Genomic DNA, 25,972 nt, shown 5'->3' with positions numbered 1-25,972 from the left:
ACTTGTTTAAGCATGCGCAGTTCAGGCGAAACAATGGCAAACTGCTGCAGTTTACGCAAAGGCTTCAGCATTAAGGTATAAAGCTTCGGGTTCAGCTTGTTGTACTCCCAGGCTAATCTATCTTCCCGGTTGGCTTTAAACCGGTTCAATAAACTGGCATTACTCACCCCTCCGGCCCGCATCTTCACCAATGTTTCCGGTATGTAAGCCACCGATATTTTAAACCGGTGAATAAAGCGCAGCATCAACTCGTAATCGGCCGCTGATTTTAAGCGCACATCAAACTGGCTGTACTTCTGGTACACGCTCCGCTGCACAAAAAAGGTCGGGTGCGGCGGCATCCAGCCTTCCAGGAAACTGCCTTCTTTGTACTGCCCGGATTTCCAGTAACGTACTATCTTGTTTACGTCGCTGGCATCTACGTACGCCAAATCGCTGTACACGCTTTCTACCTGCTGCTCCTGGAAAGTACGGGCTACTTTGCTCAACACCTGCTGGTCAGTATAAAAATCATCAGAGTTTAAGATGCCGATAATATCGCCGGTTGCCAGCTGTACACCTTTGTTCATGGCATCGTAAATGCCTTTGTCCGGCTCGCTTATCCAACGGATGCTCGGGTGGTCGTAAGACCGAATAATGTCTAAGGTCCCGTCCGTGGATTGCCCGTCTACTAAGATGTATTCAAAATCGGCGTAGTCCTGCGACAACACCGAGTCTATCGTGTCCCGTATCGTAGAACTGCTGTTGTAAGAAACCGTAATTATCGAAATCTTCATTTTCAGAAATATTATTAATCAAAAATAAGCCTAATATGCCTAAGAAACCTAACAAAAGTTAAACCACAAATTGTTTTCTTTATAGAAAGTTCAGAAATGCTTAACTTTTCTGGTATACTGTTTTATTTTGGCACTATTTAGCAATTAATTTCCATATATTCAAATTATCTAATATTATTTTAACTATTCTTTTTGTTCTGCCGCTTAAAGCCACAAAATAATATTATAAGATTACTATTTTTTAGGTTGTCCGGAGCATTATTTCTTCGGGCTGATAAGAGTTACTACTACGCTATTTCGGGTAAGATTAATGCAGACTGCGGGTAATAGATAAGCTGTAAAAAATATAGATCTGATAAAAATTTAATTAAAGCCCAACCTACTATTACCGGCTTGTAACTATTTGGTAACTTGCCCGGCAGCCGCATACTCATTTAAAGTACGGCTTTGTTATTCAGGATTAAAGAGAAAGCAAAATATTCGGGTTTAGGATTAAATAAAAATGTACCCTGTGCTATTCCGGAAGCAAGTGGCTCCCTTTAAAACAGGCAGTGGCCAGCTAAATATTTTGCTTTTAAATACTGGGCACATACTACAAACCCTCCTGAATAAAAATAAAAAAAGAAGTACCCTGTACTTCCTTTCTTTTACGACTTATATTAAAAAAATAGTGAACAGCTTAAAATGTCCGTTTGGCATGCCGACCCCGCAATATTAATCGGGCAATTAATTTCACGGCTTGTTTAAGCATGCGCAGTTCAGGCGAAACAATGGCAAACTGCTGCAGTTTACGCAAAGGCTTCAGCATTAAGGTATAAAGCTTCGGGTTCAGCTTGTTGTACTCCCAGGCTAATCTATCTTCCCGGTTGGCTTTAAACCGGTTCAATAAACTGGCATTACTCACCCCTCCGGCCCGCATCTTCACCAATGTTTCCGGTATGTAAGCCACCGATATTTTAAACCGGTGAATAAAGCGCAGCATCAACTCGTAATCGGCCGCTGATTTTAAGCGCACATCAAACTGGCTGTACTTCTGGTACACGCTCCGCTGCACAAAAAAGGTCGGGTGCGGCGGCATCCAGCCTTCCAGGAAACTGCCTTCTTTGTACTGCCCGGATTTCCAGTAACGTACTATCTTGTTTACGTCGCTGGCATCTACGTACGCCAAATCGCTGTACACGCTTTCTACCTGCTGCTCCTGGAAAGTACGGGCTACTTTGCTCAACACCTGCTGGTCAGTATAAAAATCATCAGAGTTTAAGATGCCGATAATATCGCCGGTTGCCAGTTGTACGCCTTTGTTCATGGCATCGTAAATGCCTTTGTCCGGCTCGCTTATCCAACGGATGCTCGGGTGGTCGTAAGACCGAATAATGTCTAAGGTCCCGTCCGTGGATTGCCCGTCTACTAAGATGTATTCAAAATCGGCGTAGTCCTGCGACAACACCGAGTCTATCGTGTCCCGTATCGTAGAACTGCTGTTGTAAGAAACCGTAATTATCGAAATCTTCATGATAATAACTTTAATGGTGTTAGTAGATAGCCCGCTTTGTAATAAAATTTATAGCGATATCAATACTGTTGTAACAATAATCAAACCAGATCTAAACAGTTAGTTATTGTTTCATTTTATTGATGTCGTCGAATAGTTAATTAAAATACTAATTAAATAATATTTCAGATAAAAACAAATATAGCTAAATTATTTTCAAACAATTCAGGCAATATTTACGATTAAATAAGAAAGAGGTTTACATATTTAAATATAAATATTAAAATTTATTATTATTATATTTTGAATTAATTTGCATAACAAATCTTATACTCTAAGCCTAAAAATTAACCGGACAAGATAAATTAAGGTAATTAAGCGAACCCTTTAATTATACGGCACCTGTATTTATTATTTATATTAGTTGGAGCTAAATTCACCTTAGTCTTACCCTATTGTTGTTGCTTTAAGCAAAGGCCTAAAAAATCGCGTATTTTGTTAAAAGGTTTAACACGCTAATATTACTATGGGTAAAACCAACGGGTGAGCAGCGTATAACTATAAAATATAATGTAAAACACTGGCAGTTTTGTATAATAAAGCTATTGCATACCCTTTATTCTACTTTTTAGCAGCAAGGTTTTTTGCTTTCCGAAGTAACATATTTAGTATACGCTAAAAAGCTAATCTTAGACTTTATTACTACATCTTCTTCTGATAGGTAGCTTACCCATTTAGCGCAGTGTTTGGTAAGAAATACTAATGCAACACTATTTTGGCCCACGCAGTAGTACAGATTTATACTGAAAAATAGAAATTAATACTTAATCTGAAGAAAGCATTTTGCGATTTTATCAATAATTTATTATTTTTAATACTACTTAATAAGGCGTATGCAAGATATAGATAAAAATATTCGAATATTATTGTACTAAAATAATTAAAAGTAAAATGGTAGTTCAGAATAAAGTAGATGAGGTAAGCCTTAGTAAATTAAATCAGTTTGATTGCCAGGAATACCTGTCGCATTTGCGCCAGTCGTTAGGGCAAGCGCAAAAAAAGGCCGTAATGAATGAAATGCGCCGAACCATCCATATTATTGAAAACCGTTTGCGTAAACTGAACGAGAGCAGATAATAAAAATAACGTTATTGTTAGTACCAGGTTAATTAAACCTTCTCTTTTTACTTCCGGCGTAATAATCCGTATACCTTAGTTTATTGGCTAAGGCCATAATGTAACTCCTTTCCAATCCGTTTAAACAACGGCTTTTTTATTATCCGGTTGAAATTTTTGGTTAGGCATAGCCATCACATTATATAACAGGTTGTATGTCCAAGCTAAGGGTATAAGCTTCGGAACAACCATAATTTTACGCAAACTGCATACTTTCCGCTTTCCTGCCTATTCAGCAAAATTCAAATAGCTGCAACACATCTTTAAAAGGCTTATTAAAGCATTTAGCGAAGTTCCTTAAGAAGCCTGTCTGTAAGTCAAAAAATTATTTATTTAACCCCCTGCCACTACAGAACTTCTAGTATGTAAATAAAAGATTTATTAACTAATATTAAATATATATATTTTTATATATTTGTACTGAAATTTAAATTAAGGTTATAAAATTTTATACTTAAACATCTCTTATGAGAACCACACACCTCCGGTTCCTGATCTTGCCAACTACTTTGGCCTTTGCCATTCCATTAATTATGCTGCTTTTGCCGGTTCAGCGGTATTTTTCTTTTTTGCCGTTGTTTAGCGGCGAACTTACCTGGCCCATTGGTGTTACTTTTGGCAGCATAGCTACGCCATTGCTGCTGCTAGCGGGAATTATGGTTACTCTGGCTGCTTTTAAAGAATATCAGCAAACGAACCTTGTACAGCAAAACATCCACACCTCTGAGAAAGAGCGGCTTCATGCCGAAGTAGCCACCCGGTATATTCTGGAATTGTTTACCCTGTTTAAACAAGAAAACGAAAAGTTTTGCCCCGAAGAAGTAGAAAAAGCCCTGAAAACAATTTTGGAGTCTCACCAGAATTACCACAACGGGCAAATTCCACCACTTATTTTTACCAGCCACTTACGATATACGCTGAAAACTTCACCGGTGGGTCAGCACCTGCACCACATTACGCGGCTGCTAACCCAATTAATTAAAGTAGTGCGCAGCAAGCAACCCACTTTGCCCCCCGACGAATACGCGTTAATACTTTCCTTTCTCGATGGTTTTAATACGGCTATTTATCCAAAGTTAAAAGCGCTGGTACAGCTTAATCATACTTGCGACCTTTGCGGGGCTAATCCTTACGAATATTTTGTAGGTAAAGACCAACTTACCGCCTTGAACAAGGCCTTAGAAAGTATAAATAGTATGCCTTACAAAGTTTAACAGAGAAGTATCAGCAAACAAGTAAAAAGCGGCATTCTGTTTACTTTAATAGTAATATTGATTACTGTTAAGGTTATAAATGTATAGTGCGTGTTATTACAGGTTTCAAAGTTTGATGACAACTAATTCTTTGTAAACATTATTAAATATATAACCAAAAATTTATAAACACTCAAGTAGTTCTAAGATCAGTTCAAAAAGCCTTTCTATGCAAATAGAGGCACTTTTTATTATATTAATAATAATATTTAAAATAATATTGCAAATTAAAGAACGTTTTTTGTATAATAGGATGTTGAACCTTCAATTCTTATTTAAATCTGTTTAATTAAACATCTAACATATATCATAAATAAGGCTTGCTGTTTATTTGTTTCTCACAGAATTAAGTAAGATAAATATTTAATAATCATAGAATATCTGATAGTCAGCTTTTACTCATCTAAAGAGTATAATGGTTCGGCGCGCAAAATTAACGATTAATCGAAACTTTATACAATCATCTCTTTATTAAGCCATATTTGTAACAGTAAACTATTACCTAATTAATAAATCCCTTGAACAACTTACAATTTAAAACAAAACGCCTCTTGTCGCTGGCTAGGCCCCAGGTATTAGCAAACCTAATAATCAACTAAACACCATTAAAAAACTATTTATGATTAAACACTTACCCCCCATTCTTTTAAGGGAAAACTCCAGGTGCTACGGCATCCTGCTTTTCCTATTCTTTAGTTTATTCCTCACGGCCGGCGCTTTTGCGCAAACGGTTACAACTGATAAGTTAGATTACCAACCGGGTGATATTGTTAAAGTAACTGGTACAGGATGGCAACCAGGTGAAACCGTGCAATTGCATTTTGATGAAACCCCTGCTGTTTGTGCTAATGGTCATAATCGTTATGCAGTAGCTGATGCAAATGGGAACATTTATAATGATCAATATCTAATTGAAATTAGACATTTAGGTGTTTCATTTGTTTTGACGGCTACAGGACAAACATCTCTATTAACTGCTCAAACTAAATTTACTGATGGTGGTTTTCAATTTGCAGCATCCGGTCTCCCAACTGGGACATCAGTAACAGTTAATTTTACCTCTGGAAATTCTCCTGGAACTGCAACTTTTACACCGCCATTAACGGCTGGAAGTACAGCTTCAAATAATACAGTTATTACTGTAAATAGCTTCACTCCAACCTTTATTGTGACTCCTTCTATTAGTTATTCTATTCTTAATTATAGTTATAGAGTAGGTACTAATTTGTCTCCAACTACTCAACAGACACGCAATTCATTCACCGCAGGCCCAAATAATGAAGCAAGTGCTATTTTATTTACGGCAAATTATGGTGCTTTAGAAGTAAGTAAAGTAGAGGGTTCTTACGGCGAAACAGTTTCACTAACTGCTACCTTTTATTCAAATTACCAAATCACGCCTAAAACAACACTAAATAATAAGCCTATTACATTTAAGATAGGAAATACAATTGTAGGAACAGTAAATACTAATGCAAATGGGATTGCTACACTTACCGGAGTTAATTTGGAAAATAGAAATGTTGGTAATTATACAATAACAGCATCATTTACAGGAGAAACAAATACTTATTTGCCAATTGAAGGAACTGGTGAATTAGTTATTACCAAAGCTAACCAGACCATTGCCTTTGCTCCTTTAGCAGGTAAGACGTTCGGTGATGCACCGTTTACTGTATCGGCTTCCGCTACTTCTGGTGATGCTGTAAGCTTCGCCATTGTAAGTGGTCCGGCTTCTATCAACACTACCACCAACACCATCACCATCACTGGTGCCGGTGATGTAACCGTAAGAGCTTCTCAGGCTGGTAATACTAATTACAATGCGGCTGAAAACGTAGATAGAACCTTCACGGTAGCCAAAGCTAACCAGACCATTGCCTTTGCTCCTTTAGCAGGTAAGACGTTCGGTGATGCACCGTTTACTGTATCGGCTTCCGCTACTTCTGGTGATGCTGTAAGCTTCGCCATTGTAAGTGGTCCGGCTTCTATCAACACTACCACCAACACCATCACCATCACTGGTGCCGGTGATGTAACCGTAAGAGCTTCTCAGGCTGGTAATACTAATTACAATGCGGCTGAAAACGTAGATAGAACCTTCACGGTAGCCAAAGCTAACCCTGTAATTACATGGACACCGAATCCGTTAGCACCTATCACTTACGGTACAGACTTGACTGGTAAACTGAATGCTACTGCTTCTTTCGGTAGTGCTGCTGTTGCTGGTACTTTTGTCTACAAGAAAGGCACTGATGTAATCACTTCTTCAACTGTTCTTTCTGCTGGTAATGCTCAAGAATTATCAGTTGTATTTACTCCAACTAACGGAACTAACTACAACAATGCTTCTAGTAGAAATAGTATAGATGTGACTTGTGTAACTGTTAATGCTTCTGCAAACAGTACACCACAAGCTGTTAAGAGCACTGCAACAACAATCTCTATCAAAGTAACAAATAGTGTTACAGGTACAATTGCAGTTGGAGTTCCAGTCACTTTATATTTAGATCAACGTACTCCAATGGTATGTAAATCTGATGCTCAAGGTTTTGCCAAGTTTGATGTTGGAGTTTTACAAACCGATGTTTATAAGATAAAGGCAGTCACGGAATGTGGAGAAGATGTAGCCTATCTTCCTATTTATGATCCAAATGGTGGTTTTGTAACTGGTGGTGGTTGGATTAATTCTCCTGCAGGTGCTCTTAAGGCAGATGTTTCAAAAACTGGAAAAGCTAACTTTGGTTTTGTTGCTAAATACAAAAAAGGAACAACCATCCCGGATGGGCAAACTGAATTCCAATTCCAAGCTGGTAATCTAAACTTTAATAGCAACGCTTACGATGATATGCGTTTAGTTATTGCTACTTATAAAGCTAATTATACCGGTACTGGTAAAATTAACGGAGATGGGAACTATGGTTTCATGGTATCAGGAATTGATGGCCAGATTAATGGTGGAGGCGGTGTAGATAAGTTCCGTATTAAGATTTGGGATAAGGATAAAAACGATTTGGTAGTTTACGATAATAATGTTCCAACTAGTTCTACTGACGTTACTACCACTGACATTAACGCAGTCCCTGCATCAGCTTTGGCTGGCGGTTCAATTGTGATCCATGAAGCCAAAACTAATGGTAAATCCGAACGCGTAGCTACCGAAGCCGAAGTATTCACCGGTACCGAAGAAACCAAACTGACCAGCTATCCAAATCCGTTCACCAACCAGGCTACTATTGAGTTCGCCTTGGATACCGATGAAGAATATAACCTGATGGTTTACAGTGTACGTGGTTCTTTGGTAAAAGCTTTGAAATCTGGTAAAGCTCAGGCGAAGACTCCGGTTAAGGTACAATGGGGCGATGCTACTACACCGGCTGGTGTGTACATTATCCGGTTAACTACCAAAAGCGGTGTTAAAACCCTGCGGATAGTAAAAGACTAACTATACCGTTCTAATTAAAAACCAAAAGCCCCTTGCTTTAAAAGTAAGGGGCTTTTTTATGTTCTAAAGCTAAATCCTATCCGGTCTTACACGGTCTTTCCCACATGGTCTATAAGCAGCAACTGCTGTTTAGGGAATAAAATTAGTTTATCTTATATTTTATTTAATTTTGTTAATTATAATATTTGCAGTTCTTACATACTTGCATCAAGTATTAATTAGTTTTTAGACGAAGGTTAAGGAATATTTTACGGAGTTCTTGCCCATAAATTAAGGGCAAATTTATTAAACCAAAATAACTTAGTGCATCCTGGCAAGAATAAATATAAAGTATGCACGTTATGACCTAAATATGCTGAACACCGAAACTACTATACTGCTGGAAAACCCTACCCAGGAACTGGAACTGGAAACCTGTTCGGTATTGATATACCGGCGACTCTCATTTATGCAGGTTCTCTGGAAAGCCAGCATTTCGCCGAAAGAGTATCGGGCTAATATTTTGCAGGTACTGCAAATTGTAAAAAAGTTAAAAATTAAATATTTGCTCAGCGATGCCCACCAACTCGCCCTCGTTAATAACAACGAATGGTTTCTGGAAGTTTGTGGCCCTATACTGACCAAATCCGGAATAGAAAAATTGGCGCGTATTGTTCCGTATAACCCAACTTCTATTACCCAAAGCAAAAAGCTGCTCGAAGTAATAGAACTTAGGGGCCAAAATAAGAAACCGGCTTTCGTATTCGAGGCTTTTACCGATTTAGACGATGCTTTTCACTGGCTCGAAATAAAACAACCCGGCTTTTCTGGTAACTACTAATCAGCCCGATTTAACATCTTAACAGGTAACCGATTCAAAATTATCCGGTTGCTGCTCTCTTCATGCCCTATTTTAAATTAATGAATAAATCATTCTTGTTCATATAAGTTTGATTTCTCCCAGAAGTGCAATCCTTTTCCGGCTAATAAATTTCATAAATGCTAGCCAAAACTGTTGCTTATAAAATATTGCCTAATCTCAACCTTTGCTCTTCCTAATTCTGAACCCAAATCGTCCGTAACGTTCTACAAAACAACTGCATCAACTTAAGTTTTTTTTTAATCTTGAAGTGTTCTTAGCTATGAGCTGGGTAGTTGGCTTAATGGCTTTTCGAATAAAAATAGTCGAATTGCTTAACTGCCAACCGAATTTCCCGTTAAAACAAGAAAGTACACTACCAGGTACTTTAACAGTATAGTTCAATTTTTAAAGAAAATACTATGAATAGAAGAGATGAGGAAAATAACCGCCGCGACCGCGACAATCGTGAAAACCGTAGCGGCAACCGGAATATGGGCCAGGACCAGGAATCTATGTATAGAGGAGCTTACCGTTTCGACGACCACCGTACTACCCGCGACCAGTACGGCGACCGGCACGATAACCACCAGGACGACCGGGGACAAGCTAACCAACGCAATACTTACGGACAATCCAATAATTATGGCAATATGGGCAGTTACGGCGGCGCCCAAGGATTTGGTTCTTCCCGGGGCGGCCGGGGTCACCGCGAAGAAAACCGGTCCGGCTTCGATTCTACCAGCGGACATGGCCGTCATACCGTACCTGGCAACAACCGCCAGATATACGGCGCTTATTGGGATAAAAACAGCTTTAGCGACCGTGACCACGACCGTTTTTCGGAAGAGCACCGGGAACACCGCCAAGACCCCAACCGCGATTTACGCCGCGACGATAACAACCAGGAAGATAACAGCCGGTACGAAATTTACGATACCTCGCAGAGCTTTTATAACTCCATGCCCGAACAAACTTCTATCAGCTACAACCCCAACCACCGGATAGACGAAGATTTCCGCCGCGACCAGGAACGTGATTATGGCTCAAACCAACGTCCGCGTAACCGCCAGGGCAGCGGCAATGACCAAGATCGCCATTACGGCACCGACTATAACGAAAGAAATGAAGGCAACATGGCTGGTTCATCAAGCAGGGGTTACGATGGCCAGCGCGGCGACGAAGATCGTTCGCGCCACTACGACCCAATGAGCGGCAGCGTTAACCGTGACCCCAGCCGTAACCGCAACAACGACCGTGCTGATCGCGAGAACCGGGACCGTCAACGGGGAGGTTACGACGGCAACAACCGCCACCGCAACGAACGGGATCAGAACCGGTAAGTAAAAACAGACAAAAAAAATATTACTGGCCATAGTCGATTACTGATGGTCGGTAATATTTTTTTTTAATAGCACGTATACTCTTTTGAAAAACCAGGAAATTTAAGACACCGAGCCGTTCTTCTTTAATTTGGCTCTAATTTATCAGACCTGTTATTAATAATAAGGCTAATCTTATATTGCTGCTACTCATAGCTTCTGATCAAAGAAATATTCTTGTGCTTAACTGCTACTAAACAACAGTATGCCACTAGAATATCCGGAATATTTCATCTTTTTGCTGTAGCCGTTTCGTTTATTATAATCAGCCTGAAAGCCTCTCCCCTACTTAACCGGTTTAGGCGGCTATTAATCTTTTTAGCTGTTAGGCCGTATGGCAAAATAGCAAACTAAAAATATATGCAAGACAACAGACACATTTACGGCCACAACGAAGATGAAGTGTGGCAGCAACTTGCCCAGGATTTAACCCAGAACCCTGATTTATTACAATACCAGGCAATTATTCACCAGCAAAACAAAGAAATTGCCCTGGATATTGATATAGACTTAGGTGGCGGCTTTGAAGGAGGTTTTGCCACCACCATTTTTAGTGCCCCCTTCCGGAACCCCGATGGTTTCAGGTTTGCGTTACACGAAGAAAGCTTTTTCGACGATTTAGGGAAATTTTTCGGGATGCAGGATATACAAATTGGCTACCCCGATTTTGACGAGCGCATAATTGTTAAAACCACCGACGAATCGCGGGTACGCACCATTTTTACCGACGATGACACCCGCGCAGCTTTATTAAGCCTGAAAGACTTTACTTACGAGATTGTATTACCCGACGATGGCGATACCGAAACTAATGATTCGAGGCTGGAGTTAATTATTGAGGAAGGCATAACCGATCCTGTGCGCTTACGCCAACTCTACCATATTTTCTTCGCTACGCTAAACCTGATAGATCCTTTCAGCTTATAAAATTCGAAAACAAAAAGCTGGTTTCTATATTCATTAATTAATATTTGCAGAAAACTTTGATTTAGCTAAATATTCAAGCATTTTTCTAGCCTTACGATTAAAACCTATATATTCGCAATATTAAACTAATTATTTTAGTAATTAAAACTAAATATATTAGCTTAAATTCATATATTTACCCTATGGAAACAGCGGATAATTATATGAAAGGCCGGGGCGCTCAGTTCAATCCGGCCAATCCTTACCTAAAAAAGGAATATGTAACCGAACATCCCTAAGGCTTGGATGAGCCTTTCCTGCAAAATACGCCTACCGAATTTTTTACGGAGCACCCGCGTAAAATTGTAAACTCCGTCGAAAGTCCTGATTTGGGTTTATCTTATTCTATGAATCCGTACCAAGGCTGCGAGCACGGCTGTATATACTGTTACGCCCGCAATACACACCAATACTGGGGTTACGGTGCCGGGCTGGATTTTGAGCGTAAAATTATTATTAAGGAAAATGCACCGGAAATTCTGATCCAGCAACTCGAACATCCTAAATGGGAAGTCCGGCCAATTATGCTGGCTGGCAACACCGATTGCTATCAGCCAATTGAAAAAGAGAAGAAACTAACCCGTCGCTTATTACAGGTTTTACTGCAATATCGTCATCCGGTAAGCCTCATCACCAAAAACGCTTTAATATTGCGGGATTTAGATATATTACAAGAACTGAATGCGCTGGATTTAGTACACGTCAATATTTCGGTAACTACCTTGGATGAACACCTGCGCCAGAAACTAGAACCGCGCACGGCCACTGCGGTCCGCCGCCTGGAAGTAATCCGGCAGTTAGCTTTGGCCAATATTCCGGTAAATGTAATGGTAGCGCCTATTATTCCGGGTTTAACCGATCATGAAATGCCTAAGATTATGCAGGCTGCGGCACAAAACGGAGCTGTTTCCGCGGCCTATAATATTGTGCGCCTAAACGGGGCCATAGGTGGCATCTTTGAAGATTGGATAAAAAAACCTTTCCGGAACGTGCCGACAAAGTATTAAAGCAGATTGCCGCGTGCCACGGAGGAAACCTAAACGATAGCGTTTACGGTCGGCGTATGACTGGTGAAGGCAGATTAGCTGAATTTATCGGCAATTTATTCCGGGTCAGCCGTACTAAATATTTTAAAGAACTACAGATGAAGCCTTTTCGCTTCGACTTATTTTGCCGGCGAAGCGGTAATCAGCTTTCGCTCTTTTCGTAAAAAATATTAAATCAGAAAAAACAGATAATATTATTCCTGAACATCTCTCTGTTCCATGTATTCCCATACCCATTCTTCACTAGCCCCAATTACTACGGCATACACCAGCATAATGGTATAAACCACCGCCAGAATAATGCTTAGCGGAATATTAAAGATAAAAGCAAAAAGGGTTGTTCTTACCGGGTGCAGTTTGTTTTTCATTTTGGTGGAGGCATACATGAAAAACAAAAGATTGAAGGCTACTGCTAATGCTATAAAATTTATCAGGTCTAACATGCGCTTAAAAAATGGTGGCTGCTGCTGTTTTAACTTTATTAACTGCTTACAAAGATTTGCAACTGGATAAACCTTTGAAACTGCATAACTAACCAAATATAAAAAATAAAAGTTTATAAAATCAAACCTTTACAGTAACAAAATTAAAAAAAAAACGTAAATCACTGATTATTTATACATTACAAAATTAATATATAAATAAATTTGATTAAAATAAAAAGCCAGATTTTAAATAATCTGGCTTTTATAGTATTAATGCCTTATCTTAAAATATAAATCTTACCGTAATCTTTCTTAAACGACTTATCGCCAGCGGTATTGCGGTGCTTAAAATCCTGGTCGCCGGTGTCCATTATTACCCGGTACAGGTACACGCCATTGGCTAATTTATCGCCAAATTCATCGGTTCCGTCCCAGGCGAATTCGCTTATGTTATTGCCAATTTTAAGCGGGCCCAGTTCATCTTTCATAATTTCGCGCACCACCTTACCCGTTACTGTCATAATCTGAATTTTCATATCCTGCGGAATGGTGCTGCCGGTTAAGGTAAAAACAAACCGGGTTTTGCTGGAGAAAGGATTCGGGTACGGGTAAAAATGAGAAACAGCCGATTCGTTTATTACCTCAAAGTTAATGGTGTAAGGTTCAAAACCTGCTTTATTCTCGGCAACATCACGGCCCTGCACCCGCAACGTATATACGCCATCGGGCAAGTTCTTAGGAGAATATTCTAACCGGAAATCGTTGTTTTTATCGGCGGTAAAATATTTAATATCGTTTCCGGCAAGATTTACCGGCGTAAAGTCAGAAGCTCCGGGCACTTTCACAAACACTTCCATGTGGCTGGGGTCTTTCAGGAAAGTATACTGGTCCTCATCTTTCAGCGTCATGCTAATTAATGGGTTTGGCGAAACAATATCGCCATCCAGAATATGCTGGCCATCGAATACCACATCCAGCACTGGGTGCAGGTTAGTATTTAAAGCAAAAGGTACTTCCAGCGTATTATTAAAGTAATATTGCTCTGGCCGCAGCATCGGGTTTTGCGTTAGGGGGTTTACCGTTACCCGTAGCGTATAATTGCCGGTCAGGTTATTGGTGGCAAAAGTGTACGGGATAATGATAGTTTCGTCTTTGGCTACGGCTTTCAGCTTCACATCTTTGCTAAAGCCATTGGCGCCAATCAAGGTTACCCGTGCCAGCAAAGAATCGGCAAAATTATGGTTAGAAATATTCTGAAAAGCAACCTGCGCGTCTATTTTACCTTTCAGGGCTTGCGTAGCAAAACTGTTATAATTATCTAAACCTATTACATCTGGCCGCACAATGCCTTCTGGTACCCCCGTGTAATGCACACGCCACTCTTCTAACTGGGGCGCGCTGGCGTCTACGCTATCAACCAAGGTTAAACTTAATTGTAAATACGGGTATATATTGGCATCTATAGCCGAAATATCCAGGTTCCGCGCTTTTACGTTGGAATATAGCACCCGCTCGTTTTTACCTTCTACATCTAAACCACTTACTTTAAGGGTATACCTATCGGAACCAGCGCCGTTTTTGCGTACGGCATGATACAAGGTTTGCCAGTTTGTAGCCGGCCCAATCAGGGTAGATGTAAGGCTGCCTTTATTACCAAAACCAGAAATATTATAATTAAGCTCTATTGTTTGTAAAGCAGGGTCGGTACTATTGGCGGTAAGTTCTTGCGCAGTGCCGGCCGCTGCTCCTTTTTGCCCAATTAAAGCAAGCGGCGCTCCCGAAGCCAGATTTTCAATTAATTTAGAACCCACTGCTCGAAATGCATTTTTTAACTCGATAGGGAAATCGGCAAAAGGTACTGGGTTTATGGTAACCATGGCAACGTAATAACCTGTTGGCACGGCTTCTAAAAACCGACGCAGGTAATCTCGCCGGGCAGCTTGCCGTAAATCGCCGAAGAAGTACAATGCCTGCGATAACTCACCACACCGGGAAGTAGCAATAGAAGTCGGCATTACGTACGGTTCTAAGGTTCGATTATTAAATACCTCAATTAATATATTGGGCACCCCCATAGAACAATTATCGGTAGCTGCATTTAAATTATTAAAGAAAATGCCGTACCGTAGCCGGTCAGTAGAAATATTGCCTGGAATGGTGCGTAAGCTTAAGCTTTTGGTAATTGGTGCAAACTCCCATTGGCGCTTCTGATCGTTTATGTTTACCTGGTTCGTACGCGCCTTGGTAAACTGCCCGGGCTGACTTTGCGACCAACCTTCCGGGCCTGCCGGTATAAACCGGAAAGAACTTTCGCCCCAAATGGTATCTGCACTCGCGATTATTTCTTTGGGCCGGAAGCGCCAATAATATACCAAACTGTCGTTGGGTGCCACTTCCGACAATAATTTAACCGTCCAGGAAGGTAGTGAACCAGCGGTTATTTCCTGCGTTTGCTTAACCGGGCTGTTAAATGTACGGGTAGTATCCAGTTCAAACGTATAAAGTCGGCTAGGTTGCAGCAGATTACTGGCCTGACCTATTAATTTTACTTCTGGCGTATTTACAATAGCATATTCAACCGGCATTAAAGGGCGAGAACCGGTAGCCGGAAAATTATATTCAAACTGAACGGTATTGTTACTTTCATCCAGCTCATCAACCGTGTTTTCGGCATCTACCATTATTTTAAAGGTATTAATACCAGCTACACGGCCCTGGGTAGATGAAAACACAAAAGATATGGTATCCTGATTATAAATTGGCGGATAAAGCTCCGAAATAACTTCTACCTGATCGTTGCGGGTAACCTTAATTTTAAAAGAATCCTGGGTAGCTTTACCTAAGTTTTTTACCGGTATTAAAATCCGGAAACTTTCGGAATTAGCAGTAACGGTTTCCTGTTCGTTAATGGGCGCAATGCTAATGTTATTATTCTTGAGCGCATAATCTGGTTTATCTGGGCCAAACAAAACAACTGCCGGGTCGGCTTGCATCACCATTTCTACCGCCGTAGAAACCAGTTGTTCGTTGCCGGACTCAGCGGTTCGTTTTACCACCTCCTGGTTAATAACCCCCACCGACTTGCCGTAAAAATCTGGTTCGGTAAAAGCTATAGTATAAAAATTACGGCTATATATATGCAAGGGAGTGGTATAACCAAAAGCCGAATGGGCAATAAAAATAAGTGCTCCTTTTTGGGGGGCTAAAATCCAGTCTTCGCCAAAAGAACGGGCACTGGTAGCACTGAAGGTATTACCGGAAAAACACCCGTTAAGTAAAATCATGGGGTATTTGCCTGTATTATTATAATTATTAACCGGGTTAGTGGCATATCCTATATCAACATCCGGAATACTGGGCGAAGAGTGTCCGAAAAAGGTAATCAGCGATAAACCATTATTTACCTGGCTCGAAACATTAATATAGCTGGTAGAGGAAGTAGAACCGGCGCGGGAAAAGCTTTCAACCAATGCTCCGTAGAGCGGGTTTTCGGCCGTGTTTTCGTAAGACCGCAAATAATTTCTGAAAAGGTTTTGCTCCTGCAGGTTAATACCGCCGCCCAAATGCAAAATATTCTTGCGCCATTCGGCATTTTGCGGAGTAGCTTCGTGTTGTTTTACTTTTTCTAAATAAGCGGCTACATCAGTTGCATTAACTGCCGAAACACGACCGGTTGCCACTTTCGGGAAGAAGGATCGGTTTTGAAAATCGGCAGTGAACACAATATCGGAACCTGGTGCACCACCAGTAGGCACCAAATCCTGCACCGGATAACCTTTAGGATTGTTCCGGAACCCACTACCGCCGTAATCCGGTTCAATGCCTTTTCCTAATAAAAATAAGTATTGCGGTTTACCATTAGCTAATAAATACTGCATTAGCCGCCGGATAGCTGTCGCTGACCGATCTCCGTAATGAAACTGATCGTATAATTGGTCAGCATAAAAAACCAAAGTATCGTGTTTACCTCCAGCCGTCGAGGCGCGGTATTCGGCGTAGGCTTTTACCGGATTAGGATAATTGGCTACGGGTTTGGCCAAAAATTTATTACTAACTATAACAAACCCAGCTTTTGCCGGATTAATCTGCCTAAACGTTTTACGCCCCGCGTTTAAAGGGGTAAAATATTTCCCATCGGTGGTAATTAAAACTTTGCGCTGTTTACCCGGCGAGCCATTTAAAACAAAACCCCGCTGGCTACCTACTGTAGAGATACTCGTTCGGATAATATTTTCTTTATCGGTAATGTCATATGCTACACTATTGGCCGATGGGTTATCAAATACCAGAAAGGAAGGCGTGGTTTTGTTTGAATCGGCGGGTGAAACAAATAAATCTTTGCTGGTAAGAATATTTTTGCGGGGATAACGAACTTTCACGTAGGATAACCTGATTAAATCGGCTACGCCGCCGGCCGGAACCTGCGTATTAACTTTAACCCGCACATTTAAATTACCTGTAGTACTAATTTCATCAAACTGCACGGGGTATTTAAGCTTAACATGATCAAAAGTGCCAAACTTGTGGTTGGCCACTAGTATTCTTTCGGCTCCCGATGGGGCAATAATAGAAACGGTAACATCATGGTCGATGTAAAAAGAACCAACTATAGCAATTTCTACGGTAGGTACCGGCCCGGTTCTTTCCAGGTTAAACAAAGAATCTACCCGCACATTATAAGGGTTGCGCAAAGCCCGGTTACCGGCCTGTACGCCAAAAAAATCAGAAAAAAAACCTTCTGCTTTATCGCCCCAAGGCATTTGGCTATCGTTCCAGGCAATACCCCGGGAATAATGCGAGGTAATTAAGGTAAGCCGGGTCTGGTAGTGCCAGGATTCGGGGGTAATATTACTGGCGTCGGTGCTCTGGTTAGTTACTCTTTTGCCGTTAGCTGCCGAAACAGTTAAAAAATAGGCAGCAGTATCGGTGTATATACTATGGTAATCGTGTACTTTGTAGGCGGGGCTTTGGTAAAGTTCTACGTCGGTTTTGCCATCGTTGCGTTCTCCGTAAAACTCCACATAATCACCGGCATCTAAACGTCCGTCGGTTTCGCCGTTTACAAATAAAGGTACCTCTTTGCCCTTTCTGAATAATTGTAACTTTTGCGGATTAGCCGATGATAAACCCGCATTATTTAAAAAGTTATAATCGAGCCGATGAATACCGTTCCGGATAACCTTTATTTTATAATACGTTTGGGAATAATTAATCCATTCGTTGCCATAATTTTGCGCCTGCACCTTACCAGCAACAGCTAAACTAAGCAGTAAAAAGAATAAAATATTGATTTTAATTTTATGGGTAATAGTGTTCATATACACTTTAAATATTAATCGAAAGAATAACCCAAAGAAACAATTACTGACGAGAGCCGGACGTTGCTGGAAAAATTATTAGTAGGGGTAGTGTCGGCAATGCGGGTTAACGCCAAATCTAGTTTTAAGCCGTTGGAGGCAATACCTACTCCAAAATTGGGCTGAAATTTCCAGCTTTGCGTATAATCAAAGTTCCGGACCTGCTGCACATTATTAATCCCGGTCCGCACAAATACCAGTCGGTTATAATTTACTTCCAAACCTAAATGCGGGTCCAGAGAAAGTACCTCAGAATCCAGTAAAACATTGCGCCGGCCATCAAAAGTAAAATCTAAATCGGCGGCTACCAGGGCTCCTACTTTATCGTTAAATTTAATATAATGCGCTACGCCGGCTACCAAACGAGGCAGCGTTATTTCTACACTGCTTTTAATCAGCAAGCTGTCGCCGGTTATGGCGGCTACTTCCCTAAATTCATCGGGGTTATGCACCCAGGCATTAAAAGTGGTGGTAATATCTTTGGCCATTAAACCAAACTGCCACCCCTGGCGCTCAAGTTGTACGCCGGCATCCAGCCCAAAACCATAAGCATTGGCAAACTGCCCCACATTGCGATAAATTATTTTAGCCGAGCCGCCCACGCGCAAACCTTTTATAAGATTGCTTTTACGGGCATAAGAAAGCAGCAAAGCATAATCGGCTACCGAAAACAACTTAATATTATCGTAATTAATATACCCGTACTCATTTACTAAGTTGCGGGTATCGGCAATATCATCTACCCCGGTGCGGATAATTGAAACGGCAAACGCGCTGGTGCTATCTAAAGGCGCGGCATACGTGGCAAAATCGTTTTTAACAATGCCGGCAAAAAGTTCGGAGTGCATCAGGGCTACGTTGTGCTTGTTGGGCAATTGCAACAACCCGGCCGGATTCCAGAAGCCGGCTGTAGCATCGTTAGCAATAGCCGACTGTACATTGCCCATGCCCAAAGCACGGCCGCCTACCCCAATATTTAAAAATTCATTACTGTATTTGGGGGTGCGAACCTGGGCATTAGCCTGCATACAAGCTATACCAACTAAAATGCAGCACAGCTTGGCTATTCTATAAAACATACGCGGTGTAAAAAATATAATAATAATGCTCCCTTTTCTTTAGCTTTCTGCGTGCAAATTACGAATAAATAATTTAATATACAGAAGAGTAGTTCCAGAAATTATCCAATATTTTTTTATAAGTATTATCTGTATAAAGCAGCAAAACACTTAGTAGTTAACACCTGCCCAACACAACCTTCTTTTAACGTTTCTGGCTACTCCTGCTTATATCCAAATCTGGGCTAAATTTAAGTTGTACTGCTAATTATGAAACAAAAATATTTTACATCCAGTACCTTGCTTTACATAGTACCTTCTATTATATTTGTCTTATTAATAAATCGTAACCAGCATGAAAGTAGAAAACACACAGGTACAAATGCGGAAGGGAATTCTCGAATTCTGCATTTTGGAGATTATCTCCCGGGGTGAAGTCTATGCTTCAGATATGCTTGATGAGTTAACGGCAGCCAAAATGATTGTGGTTGAGGGTACCCTATATCCGTTGCTAACCCGGCTTAAAAACGCAGGACTTCTGGATTATACATGGGTCGAATCTTCTTCGGGCCCGCCGCGCAAATATTACAAGCTTACCGAGGTTGGCAAAGAGTTTCTGGCGCAACTCCGACAAACCTGGCTGGAGGTGGTAGCCTCTATCGAACATATTACCAAAAAAAATAAAGCATCTTAAAACAATGAAAAAGAATATCAGCATCAACTTACAAGGCATGATTTTTCATATAGAAGAAGATGGCTATGAACAGCTCAGCCAATATTTGGCCGCTATTAAAGCTTATTTCTCGGCGTACGCCGGGCACGAAGAAATAATAGCCGATATTGAAGCCCGGATTGCCGAAATATTCTTCTCAAAGTTATCGCCTACCAAACAGGTAATTACCCGCGAAGATGTGCAGGCCCTGGTAGCCCAAATGGGCAGCGTAAAAGACTTCCAAACGTTAGAAGAAGATGAACCCGAATTTGCCACCGGTTCCACGAACCAGCAGCAACAGGCTTATTCTTCAACAGCCGGTTCTTCAAATGGCGGCCCAACCACAGAACCTACCGCCGGCCGGCGCATTCATCGCGATGAAAACCGTAAAGTATTGGGCGGGGTAGCAGCCGGCATTGCCAATTACCTGAACGTAGACCCGCTTTGGATACGTTTGGTATTTGTAGTGCTTACTTTATTATTTGCCATTCCGGGCGGTGCGCCGGCCGGTATTATTATAGTGGCTTATATTCTGTGCTGGGTGGCTTTTCCGCGGAGCTATGACTTACCCGAAAGTACCACTAAAAAATTGTTCCGGAACCCCGACGATAAAAAGCTGGGCGGCGTAGCCAGTGGTATGGCCTCTTACTTTGGCTTGGATGTAGCAGTTATCCGGTTATTATTCTTAATTTCTTTCTTCATGGGCGGTTTTGGCCTCGTGGCATATATTATCCTCTGGATAATATTGCCCGAGGCAAACTCGATTACTGACCGTGTGCAGATGCAGGGAAACCCGATTACGCTTAACAGTATTGAAGAATCGCTGAAAAACAACCTGTACATGCGCGATGAATACGGCCGCGAAAGCAATTTAGCCCGGGCGGTATTATTTCCGGTGCGGTTTGTAGCGCAGGTCTTTGGCGTTTTAGCCCGCTTTTTAGGCCCTTTAATTTCGTTTCTGATAGCGCTAATCCGGATATTGGCCGGTGTGCTGCTCATCTTAATTGCCGGTTCTTTTATTTTTGCCTTAATCTTAATGGCCTTCACTGTTTCAGGCCTCATAGATGGTTCTGAATTTATTGGTACCGATGTTCCTTTCGCCCTATTTACAAACACCTACCCTGTTTATGGCTTAATAGCCGGCTTTTTTGCTGGCCTTATTCCAGCAATATTTATTTTTGTTTTAGCGCTTGGTTTGCTGCTTAAACGCTTTTATTTACGTCCGGCAATAGGCTGGTCGTTCTTCGGCATCTGGATTCTGAGCATTTTTGTGCTGGTACTTTCTATTATTCAGTTTCGCAATAATTTCCGCGAATCTGGCGAATATATTGTTCATAAAGATTTTCCGGTAACTGCATACCAAACCGTTTTATTAAAAGCCCGCGACACCGACTCTTTTCGGAACGGTTACGCCAATATAGAAGTGCAAAGTTACCCTGGCAACACCGTTAAGTTAATACAGGAATTTCGGGCCAAAGGTAAAACCGAAGCCGAAGCGGCCCACAATGCCACCATGGTTAGCTACCGGGCCACCCAGCAAGACTCTACCATCACTTTTGATTATAACTATAAATTTAAACCCAACGCTATTTACCGGGAGCAATATTTAGCTTTAAAATTATTATTGCCCGAAAACAAAAATTTCCGGGTAACCGAAAGTTTTGCCCGCTTGCTTCCTTCCTCTGCCTTCGATCGCGAATATGGTAACGAAGAAATTAGCAACTACCTGTGGCAGGTAAAAAAAGATGGTTTTGTTTGCCTCGACTGCCCTCCGATTGATACAACTGCAACCGACCCGGATGCACCCGAAGCCGAGTGGGAGACCGAAAACCGGGCCTACCTGGACTCGCCGCTGCGCAACGAAAACGACTACGGCAACGATAACCGTACTTTTAATAACCAAGACTTTAGCCGGGTACAGGTAAGTGGTATTTACCATGTAAGAGTGCGGCGGGGCGATAACTTTTCGATAGCTGCCCGCGGAAACAACGATGAACTGCGGGAATTGGAAATAAGCCAGAATGGCGACCGCTTAGAAATAAAGCCACGAAACAGCCGCTTTCGCTTTTCGCTCGCCGACCGCGAACCCGTGCTAATTACGGTTGTAATGCCGGAACTTAACGAGTTAAATTTGTCGGGTGCCGTAAAAGCCGAAGCCAGTGGCTTTACTACCGATGCTTTTCGCCTGAACCAGTCCGGCGCGGTGCAAAGTGCCCTATCGGTTAAGTGCGATATTTTAGATATTGATTTAAGCGGCGCGAGTGAAACTTCCGTAGCTGGTAGTGGTCAGCACATTAGAATAGAGGCTGCCGGTGCCTGTCAGGTACGGGCAGGTGGTTTTAAAGCAACAAACGCCGAGGTAGATTTGGCTGGTGCCAGCAGCGCCCGAATATTTGTAACCGAGCATTTAAGAGCCGATGTTTCTGGTCCCAGCAACTTAACTTATAAAGGCAACCCTAAAACCGTAGACGCCGACCAATCTGGTATGGGCAGCATTGAAGAAGATTAAGTTTTTTTAGAACAAAGAATTTTCTGGTTGCCATTTAAACTAAACCAGTTATTAATAATAAACCAGTTGAAATAGAACTATGAAAATTACTTAACCTGTTAGCTCGTATGGCCTGATGCAGCCATATGGGTTAGCAGGTTTAAGTTTTTAAAGCTGATTAAATATAGTTAGATCTGTCCTTCCGAATGTACTTAATTTGCTTGTACCGGCATAAACCCCAGCTTCTTTCCTTTTTCTAATAAAAAAGCAAAAGCTTGGTCATATTCATTTCTAATTTCCCCTTCCAGGATTGCCTCAGTAATAGCCTCTTTTAAAATACCAACTTCGCGCGAAGGCTTTAAATTAAAAGTTTCCATAATTATTTCGCCGGTAATTACGGGCTGAAAGTTGCGTAACTTATCACTTTCTTCTACTTGCTTTAATTTTTCTTCTACTTTGGTAAAGTTCTGCAAATAGCGTTTTACCCGGTTATGGTCTTTGGAAGTAATATCGGCTTTGCACAATTGCATGAGCGCATCAATATCTTCGCCGGCCTCAAACAATAAACGACGCACCGCCGACTCCGTAACCGTTTCTTTTACCAGGGCTATAGGGCGTAGGTGCAGTTTTACCAGTTTTTGTACAAACTTCATGTGCTCGTTTAGCGGCAGCTTTAACTCCTGAAACAGCCGGGGCACCATGCGGGCGCCTTTGTCTTCGTGTCCGTGAAAAGTCCAGCCTACTTTAGGATGGTAGCGCTTGGTATCGGGCTTGGCTATATCGTGCATAATGGCAGCCCACCGCAACCACAAATCCTTCGATACTTTGGTTATATTATCTAATACTTGTAAGGTATGGTAAAAATTATCTTTGTGGGTGTTGCCGTTAATAGTATCAACGCCTTGCAAAGCCGTCATTTTCGGAAATATTAGCTGTAACAAGCCCGCCTGAAACAATAATTTAAAACCGTAAGAAGGCGTATCTGCCAGAATAATTTTGTTCAACTCATCAATAATGCGCTCTTTTGAAATAATCTCGATGCGGTTTTTATTGGCTATTATGGCATCAAAGGTATCGGGTTCAATATCGAAATGTAGTTGGGTAGCAAACCGGATGGCGCGCAACATGCGCAAAGGGTCGTCGGAAAAAGTAATACCGGCCTCTAACGGCGTACGGATGGTCTTGCGTTTAATATCCTGCATACCGCCAAACATATCAACGAGTTGGCCAAAATCAGTTTTATTCAGACTAATTCCTAAAGCATTAATCGTAAAATCACGGCGTTTTAAATCATCCTCTAATGTACCGGCTTCTACCTCGGGTTTGCGCGAATGCCGCTGGTACGATTCTTTGCGGGCACCTACAAACTCTACTTCCCAATCGCCGGCCCGCAGCATAGCGGTGCCAAAGTTTTTAAAAACTGTAACCTTGGGGTTTCCCGGCAATGCTTTAGATACGGCTTCTGCCAGTTTAATGCCATTGCCTACGCAAACCACATCAATATCTTTAGAAGGCCGCTTTAATACCAGGTCACGGACAAAGCCCCCAATAACATAGGCCGGCATTTCCAATGCCGCCGCCGCTTCGGCAACTATTTTAAATATTTTATGGTCGGGAAGTTGAACAGTATTCATGAAAAGGGGAAACCAAAAGTTTCAGCAATTTTTAGATTGGCAAGTAAACCGTAAAATTAGGCGATAAACATTAAAACGCTATTTTATTTCCTGGCACAACTCTATCAGAACGCCATTGGCACTTTTGGGATGCACAAAACAAACCAATTTATTATCGGCACCCGGTTTTGGAATATCGCTTAATAATAGAAACCCTTCATTTTTTAAACGTTCCATTTCGGCCAGAATGTCATCTACTTCAAAAGCTATGTGATGAATACCTTCGCCGTGCTTGTCTAAATATTTGGCAATGGGGCTATCGGCACTCAAAGCTTCGAGTAATTCTATTTTGGAATTTCCAACCCTAAAAAAAGAAGTTGATACCTGCTCCGACTCTACCACCTCGGTTTTATAAGGTTCCTGACCCAGCAATTTATAAAACAAGCCGTTGGCGGCACTAAAATCTTTTACGGCAATGCCAATGTGTTCTATGTTCTTCATTTTGATTTATTCTAAATAAGTATATATTTTTAGCTGATAATTCTGTATTTTTGCGCGTAAAATAAAACTATTACCAGTGTAAAGGTGTTTTTATTACACGACCATACGCTAAATATTTAAGGAAATACTATGTTAAAGTTACCTATATACCTCGATAACAACGCCACCACGCCCATGGACCCGCGGGTATTGGAAGCGATGATTCCGTACATGACCGAACACTTCGGCAATGCGGCTTCTCGTAATCACCCTTTTGGGTGGGCTGCCGAAGAGGCCGTTGATTATGCCCGCGAACAAATTGCGGCCCTGATTAACTGTAATCCAAAAGAAATTATTTTCACCTCGGGCGCTACCGAATCTGACAACCTGGCTATTAAAGGGGTGTTCGAAATGTATGCTTCCAAAGGAAATCATATTATTACGGCTACTACCGAACACAAAGCAGTTCTGGATACCTGTAAGCACATTGAGAAACTGGGTGGCAAGGTAACTTACCTGCCCGTTGATGCCGAAGGTTTAATTAACTTGCAAGAACTGGAAGCCGCTATAACCGATAAAACCATTTTAATTGCCATCATGTACGGCAATAACGAAGTGGGCGTTCTGCAACCTATCCGCGAAATTTCGGCTATGGCCAAAAAACGCGGTATTCTGTTTATGACCGATGGTACCCAGGCCGTAGGTAAAATACCGGTTGACGTAGAAGCTGACGGCATTGACCTGATGGCCTTTACTGGCCATAAAATGTACGGCCCGAAAGGTATAGGTGCCCTGTATGTGCGCCGAAAAAACCCACGCGTTAAAGTTACAGCTCAGATGGACGGTGGCGGCCACGAGCGCGGTATGCGTTCTGGTACCCTTAACGTGCCTGGCATTGTTGGTTTAGGCAAAGCCTGCGAACTGGCCCGCCTGGAAATGCAACGCGATATTGAGCATACTTCCCGTCTGCGCGACCGCCTGGAAAAAGAGTTATTAAAAATTGAAGAATCTTACGTAAACGGTTCGCGCGAACACCGCCTGCCGCACGTTACCAATATTTCTTTTAAATACGTAGAAGGCGAAGGCCTGATGATGGGCGTGAAAGATTTAGCTGTATCTTCTGGTTCGGCTTGTACTTCAGCCTCTTTGGAACCTTCTTACGTGTTAAAAGCTTTAGGCTTAAGCGATGACCTGGCACACTCTTCGTTGCGCTTTGGCTTAAGCCGCTTTACCACCGATGAGCAGATAGATTACGCTATCAGCCACGTAACCGAAGCGGTTAATAAGCTGCGTGAAATGTCGCCGTTGTGGGAAATGTTTAAAGAAGGCATCGACCTGAACTCTATTGAGTGGGCTGAGCACTAATAATATTAAATTAGAAATTATGAATTATAAATTAGAAATGGTTCTGGCACTTAACACTATAATGTTCAGGTCCAGCAACCTAAATCATTCTAATTTATAA

General features: G+C 41.6%; 18 protein-coding genes. 11 read left to right on the top strand and 7 right to left on the bottom strand.

Annotated features, from left to right (window positions below):
• The coding region (locus tag F0145_RS04440) for a glycosyltransferase family 2 protein (protein ID WP_150087218.1) at positions 1–776 on the bottom strand (776 nt) is incomplete at its 3' end.
• 679 nt (positions 777–1,455) lie between these two features.
• A complete protein-coding gene (locus F0145_RS04435; RefSeq protein ID WP_150087090.1) occupies positions 1,456–2,289 on the bottom strand; it encodes a glycosyltransferase family 2 protein in 834 nt (277 codons plus the stop codon).
• Between the two features lie 930 nt (positions 2,290–3,219).
• Between F0145_RS04435 and F0145_RS04430 the strand changes: the two genes are divergently transcribed.
• The 8 genes from F0145_RS04430 to F0145_RS26925 all read left to right on the top strand — a co-directional run bounded on the left by F0145_RS04430 (position 3,220) and on the right by F0145_RS26925 (position 12,538).
• Positions 3,220–3,405 carry a hypothetical protein gene (locus F0145_RS04430; protein WP_150087089.1) on the top strand — a complete coding sequence of 62 codons (186 nt, stop codon included), beginning with the start codon at positions 3,220–3,222 and terminating at the stop codon, positions 3,403–3,405.
• A 506-nt stretch (positions 3,406–3,911) separates the two neighbouring features.
• The gene (locus F0145_RS04425; protein WP_150087088.1) at positions 3,912–4,658 is read left to right on the top strand and encodes a hypothetical protein; all 747 of its coding nucleotides are present in this window, start codon (positions 3,912–3,914) and stop codon (positions 4,656–4,658) included.
• Positions 4,659–5,316: 658 nt separating this feature from the next.
• Positions 5,317–8,142 (top strand): T9SS type A sorting domain-containing protein, encoded by a 2,826-nt coding sequence (locus F0145_RS04420; protein ID WP_150087087.1) that lies wholly within the window; start codon positions 5,317–5,319, stop codon positions 8,140–8,142.
• Between the two features lie 352 nt (positions 8,143–8,494).
• On the top strand, positions 8,495–8,962 hold the full coding sequence (locus F0145_RS04415) for a hypothetical protein (RefSeq protein ID WP_150087086.1): 468 nt from the start codon (positions 8,495–8,497) through the stop codon (positions 8,960–8,962).
• Between the two features lie 440 nt (positions 8,963–9,402).
• The gene (locus tag F0145_RS04410) at positions 9,403–10,323 is read left to right on the top strand and encodes a hypothetical protein (RefSeq protein WP_150087085.1); all 921 of its coding nucleotides are present in this window, start codon (positions 9,403–9,405) and stop codon (positions 10,321–10,323) included.
• A gap of 399 nt (positions 10,324–10,722) precedes the next feature.
• Positions 10,723–11,289, top strand: a complete 567-nt coding sequence (locus F0145_RS04405) for a hypothetical protein (RefSeq protein WP_150087084.1) — start codon at positions 10,723–10,725, stop codon at positions 11,287–11,289.
• A 281-nt stretch (positions 11,290–11,570) separates the two neighbouring features.
• Positions 11,571–12,335: a PA0069 family radical SAM protein gene (locus tag F0145_RS04400; protein ID WP_317133165.1), complete on the top strand. Its 765-nt coding sequence runs from the start codon at positions 11,571–11,573 to the stop codon at positions 12,333–12,335.
• Positions 12,293–12,538, top strand: coding sequence for a hypothetical protein (locus tag F0145_RS26925; RefSeq protein ID WP_317133166.1), 246 nt, complete (start codon positions 12,293–12,295; stop codon positions 12,536–12,538). Before F0145_RS04400 ends, F0145_RS26925 begins: the two co-directional genes overlap by 43 nt.
• Positions 12,539–12,568: 30 nt before the next feature.
• Here F0145_RS26925 and F0145_RS04395 read toward each other — a convergent pair whose 3' ends face one another.
• The 3 genes from F0145_RS04395 to F0145_RS04385 form a co-directional block, all read right to left on the bottom strand.
• A complete protein-coding gene (locus F0145_RS04395) occupies positions 12,569–12,817 on the bottom strand; it encodes a hypothetical protein (protein WP_150087083.1) in 249 nt (82 codons plus the stop codon).
• 260 nt (positions 12,818–13,077) lie between these two features.
• The gene (gene porU2, locus F0145_RS04390) at positions 13,078–18,117 is read right to left on the bottom strand and encodes a putative type IX secretion system sortase PorU2 (RefSeq protein ID WP_150087082.1); all 5,040 of its coding nucleotides are present in this window, start codon (positions 18,115–18,117) and stop codon (positions 13,078–13,080) included.
• A gap of 14 nt (positions 18,118–18,131) precedes the next feature.
• Positions 18,132–19,235: a putative type IX sorting system protein PorV2 gene (locus tag F0145_RS04385; RefSeq protein ID WP_223815811.1), complete on the bottom strand. Its 1,104-nt coding sequence runs from the start codon at positions 19,233–19,235 to the stop codon at positions 18,132–18,134.
• 334 nt (positions 19,236–19,569) lie between these two features.
• On the opposite strand from F0145_RS04385, the gene F0145_RS04380 reads away from it, so the two are divergent.
• A complete protein-coding gene (locus F0145_RS04380; RefSeq protein ID WP_150087081.1) occupies positions 19,570–19,908 on the top strand; it encodes a PadR family transcriptional regulator in 339 nt (112 codons plus the stop codon).
• 4 nt (positions 19,909–19,912) lie between these two features.
• The gene (locus tag F0145_RS04375) at positions 19,913–22,435 is read left to right on the top strand and encodes a PspC domain-containing protein (RefSeq protein ID WP_150087080.1); all 2,523 of its coding nucleotides are present in this window, start codon (positions 19,913–19,915) and stop codon (positions 22,433–22,435) included.
• A gap of 191 nt (positions 22,436–22,626) precedes the next feature.
• Here the strand turns inward: F0145_RS04375 and F0145_RS04370 are convergent, their stop codons facing one another.
• Positions 22,627–24,048, bottom strand: coding sequence for a CCA tRNA nucleotidyltransferase (locus tag F0145_RS04370; RefSeq protein WP_150087079.1), 1,422 nt, complete (start codon positions 24,046–24,048; stop codon positions 22,627–22,629).
• A gap of 78 nt (positions 24,049–24,126) precedes the next feature.
• A complete protein-coding gene (mce, locus tag F0145_RS04365; RefSeq protein WP_150087078.1) occupies positions 24,127–24,528 on the bottom strand; it encodes a methylmalonyl-CoA epimerase in 402 nt (133 codons plus the stop codon).
• Between the two features lie 129 nt (positions 24,529–24,657).
• Here mce and F0145_RS04360 point away from each other — a divergent pair, with 129 nt between their 5' ends.
• On the top strand, positions 24,658–25,872 hold the full coding sequence (locus tag F0145_RS04360; protein ID WP_150087077.1) for an IscS subfamily cysteine desulfurase: 1,215 nt from the start codon (positions 24,658–24,660) through the stop codon (positions 25,870–25,872).
• Positions 25,873–25,972 lie beyond the last annotated feature (100 nt).

The sequence above is a fragment of the Adhaeribacter rhizoryzae genome (assembly GCF_008629685.1).
Classification (GTDB): Bacteria; Bacteroidota; Bacteroidia; order Cytophagales; family Hymenobacteraceae; genus Adhaeribacter; species Adhaeribacter rhizoryzae.
Note: the sequence above shows the minus strand (reverse complement) of the source record. Positions and strands in the feature narration are given on the sequence as shown.

Coding starts and splice junctions, on each gene's coding strand:
- F0145_RS04430 (WP_150087089.1), top strand. CDS start 3,220: ATGGTAGTTCAGAATAAAGTAGATGAGGTAAGCCTTAGTAAATTAAAT.
- F0145_RS04360 (WP_150087077.1), top strand. CDS start 24,658: ATGTTAAAGTTACCTATATACCTCGATAACAACGCCACCACGCCCATG.
- porU2 (WP_150087082.1), bottom strand. CDS start 18,117: ATGAACACTATTACCCATAAAATTAAAATCAATATTTTATTCTTTTTA.
- F0145_RS04405 (WP_150087084.1), top strand. CDS start 10,723: ATGCAAGACAACAGACACATTTACGGCCACAACGAAGATGAAGTGTGG.
- F0145_RS04370 (WP_150087079.1), bottom strand. CDS start 24,048: ATGAATACTGTTCAACTTCCCGACCATAAAATATTTAAAATAGTTGCC.
- F0145_RS04410 (WP_150087085.1), top strand. CDS start 9,403: ATGAATAGAAGAGATGAGGAAAATAACCGCCGCGACCGCGACAATCGT.
- F0145_RS04415 (WP_150087086.1), top strand. CDS start 8,495: ATGCTGAACACCGAAACTACTATACTGCTGGAAAACCCTACCCAGGAA.
- F0145_RS04385 (WP_223815811.1), bottom strand. CDS start 19,235: ATGTTTTATAGAATAGCCAAGCTGTGCTGCATTTTAGTTGGTATAGCT.
- F0145_RS04375 (WP_150087080.1), top strand. CDS start 19,913: ATGAAAAAGAATATCAGCATCAACTTACAAGGCATGATTTTTCATATA.
- F0145_RS04425 (WP_150087088.1), top strand. CDS start 3,912: ATGAGAACCACACACCTCCGGTTCCTGATCTTGCCAACTACTTTGGCC.
- F0145_RS04380 (WP_150087081.1), top strand. CDS start 19,570: ATGAAAGTAGAAAACACACAGGTACAAATGCGGAAGGGAATTCTCGAA.
- F0145_RS04395 (WP_150087083.1), bottom strand. CDS start 12,817: ATGTTAGACCTGATAAATTTTATAGCATTAGCAGTAGCCTTCAATCTT.
- F0145_RS04420 (WP_150087087.1), top strand. CDS start 5,317: ATGATTAAACACTTACCCCCCATTCTTTTAAGGGAAAACTCCAGGTGC.
- F0145_RS04435 (WP_150087090.1), bottom strand. CDS start 2,289: ATGAAGATTTCGATAATTACGGTTTCTTACAACAGCAGTTCTACGATA.
- mce (WP_150087078.1), bottom strand. CDS start 24,528: ATGAAGAACATAGAACACATTGGCATTGCCGTAAAAGATTTTAGTGCC.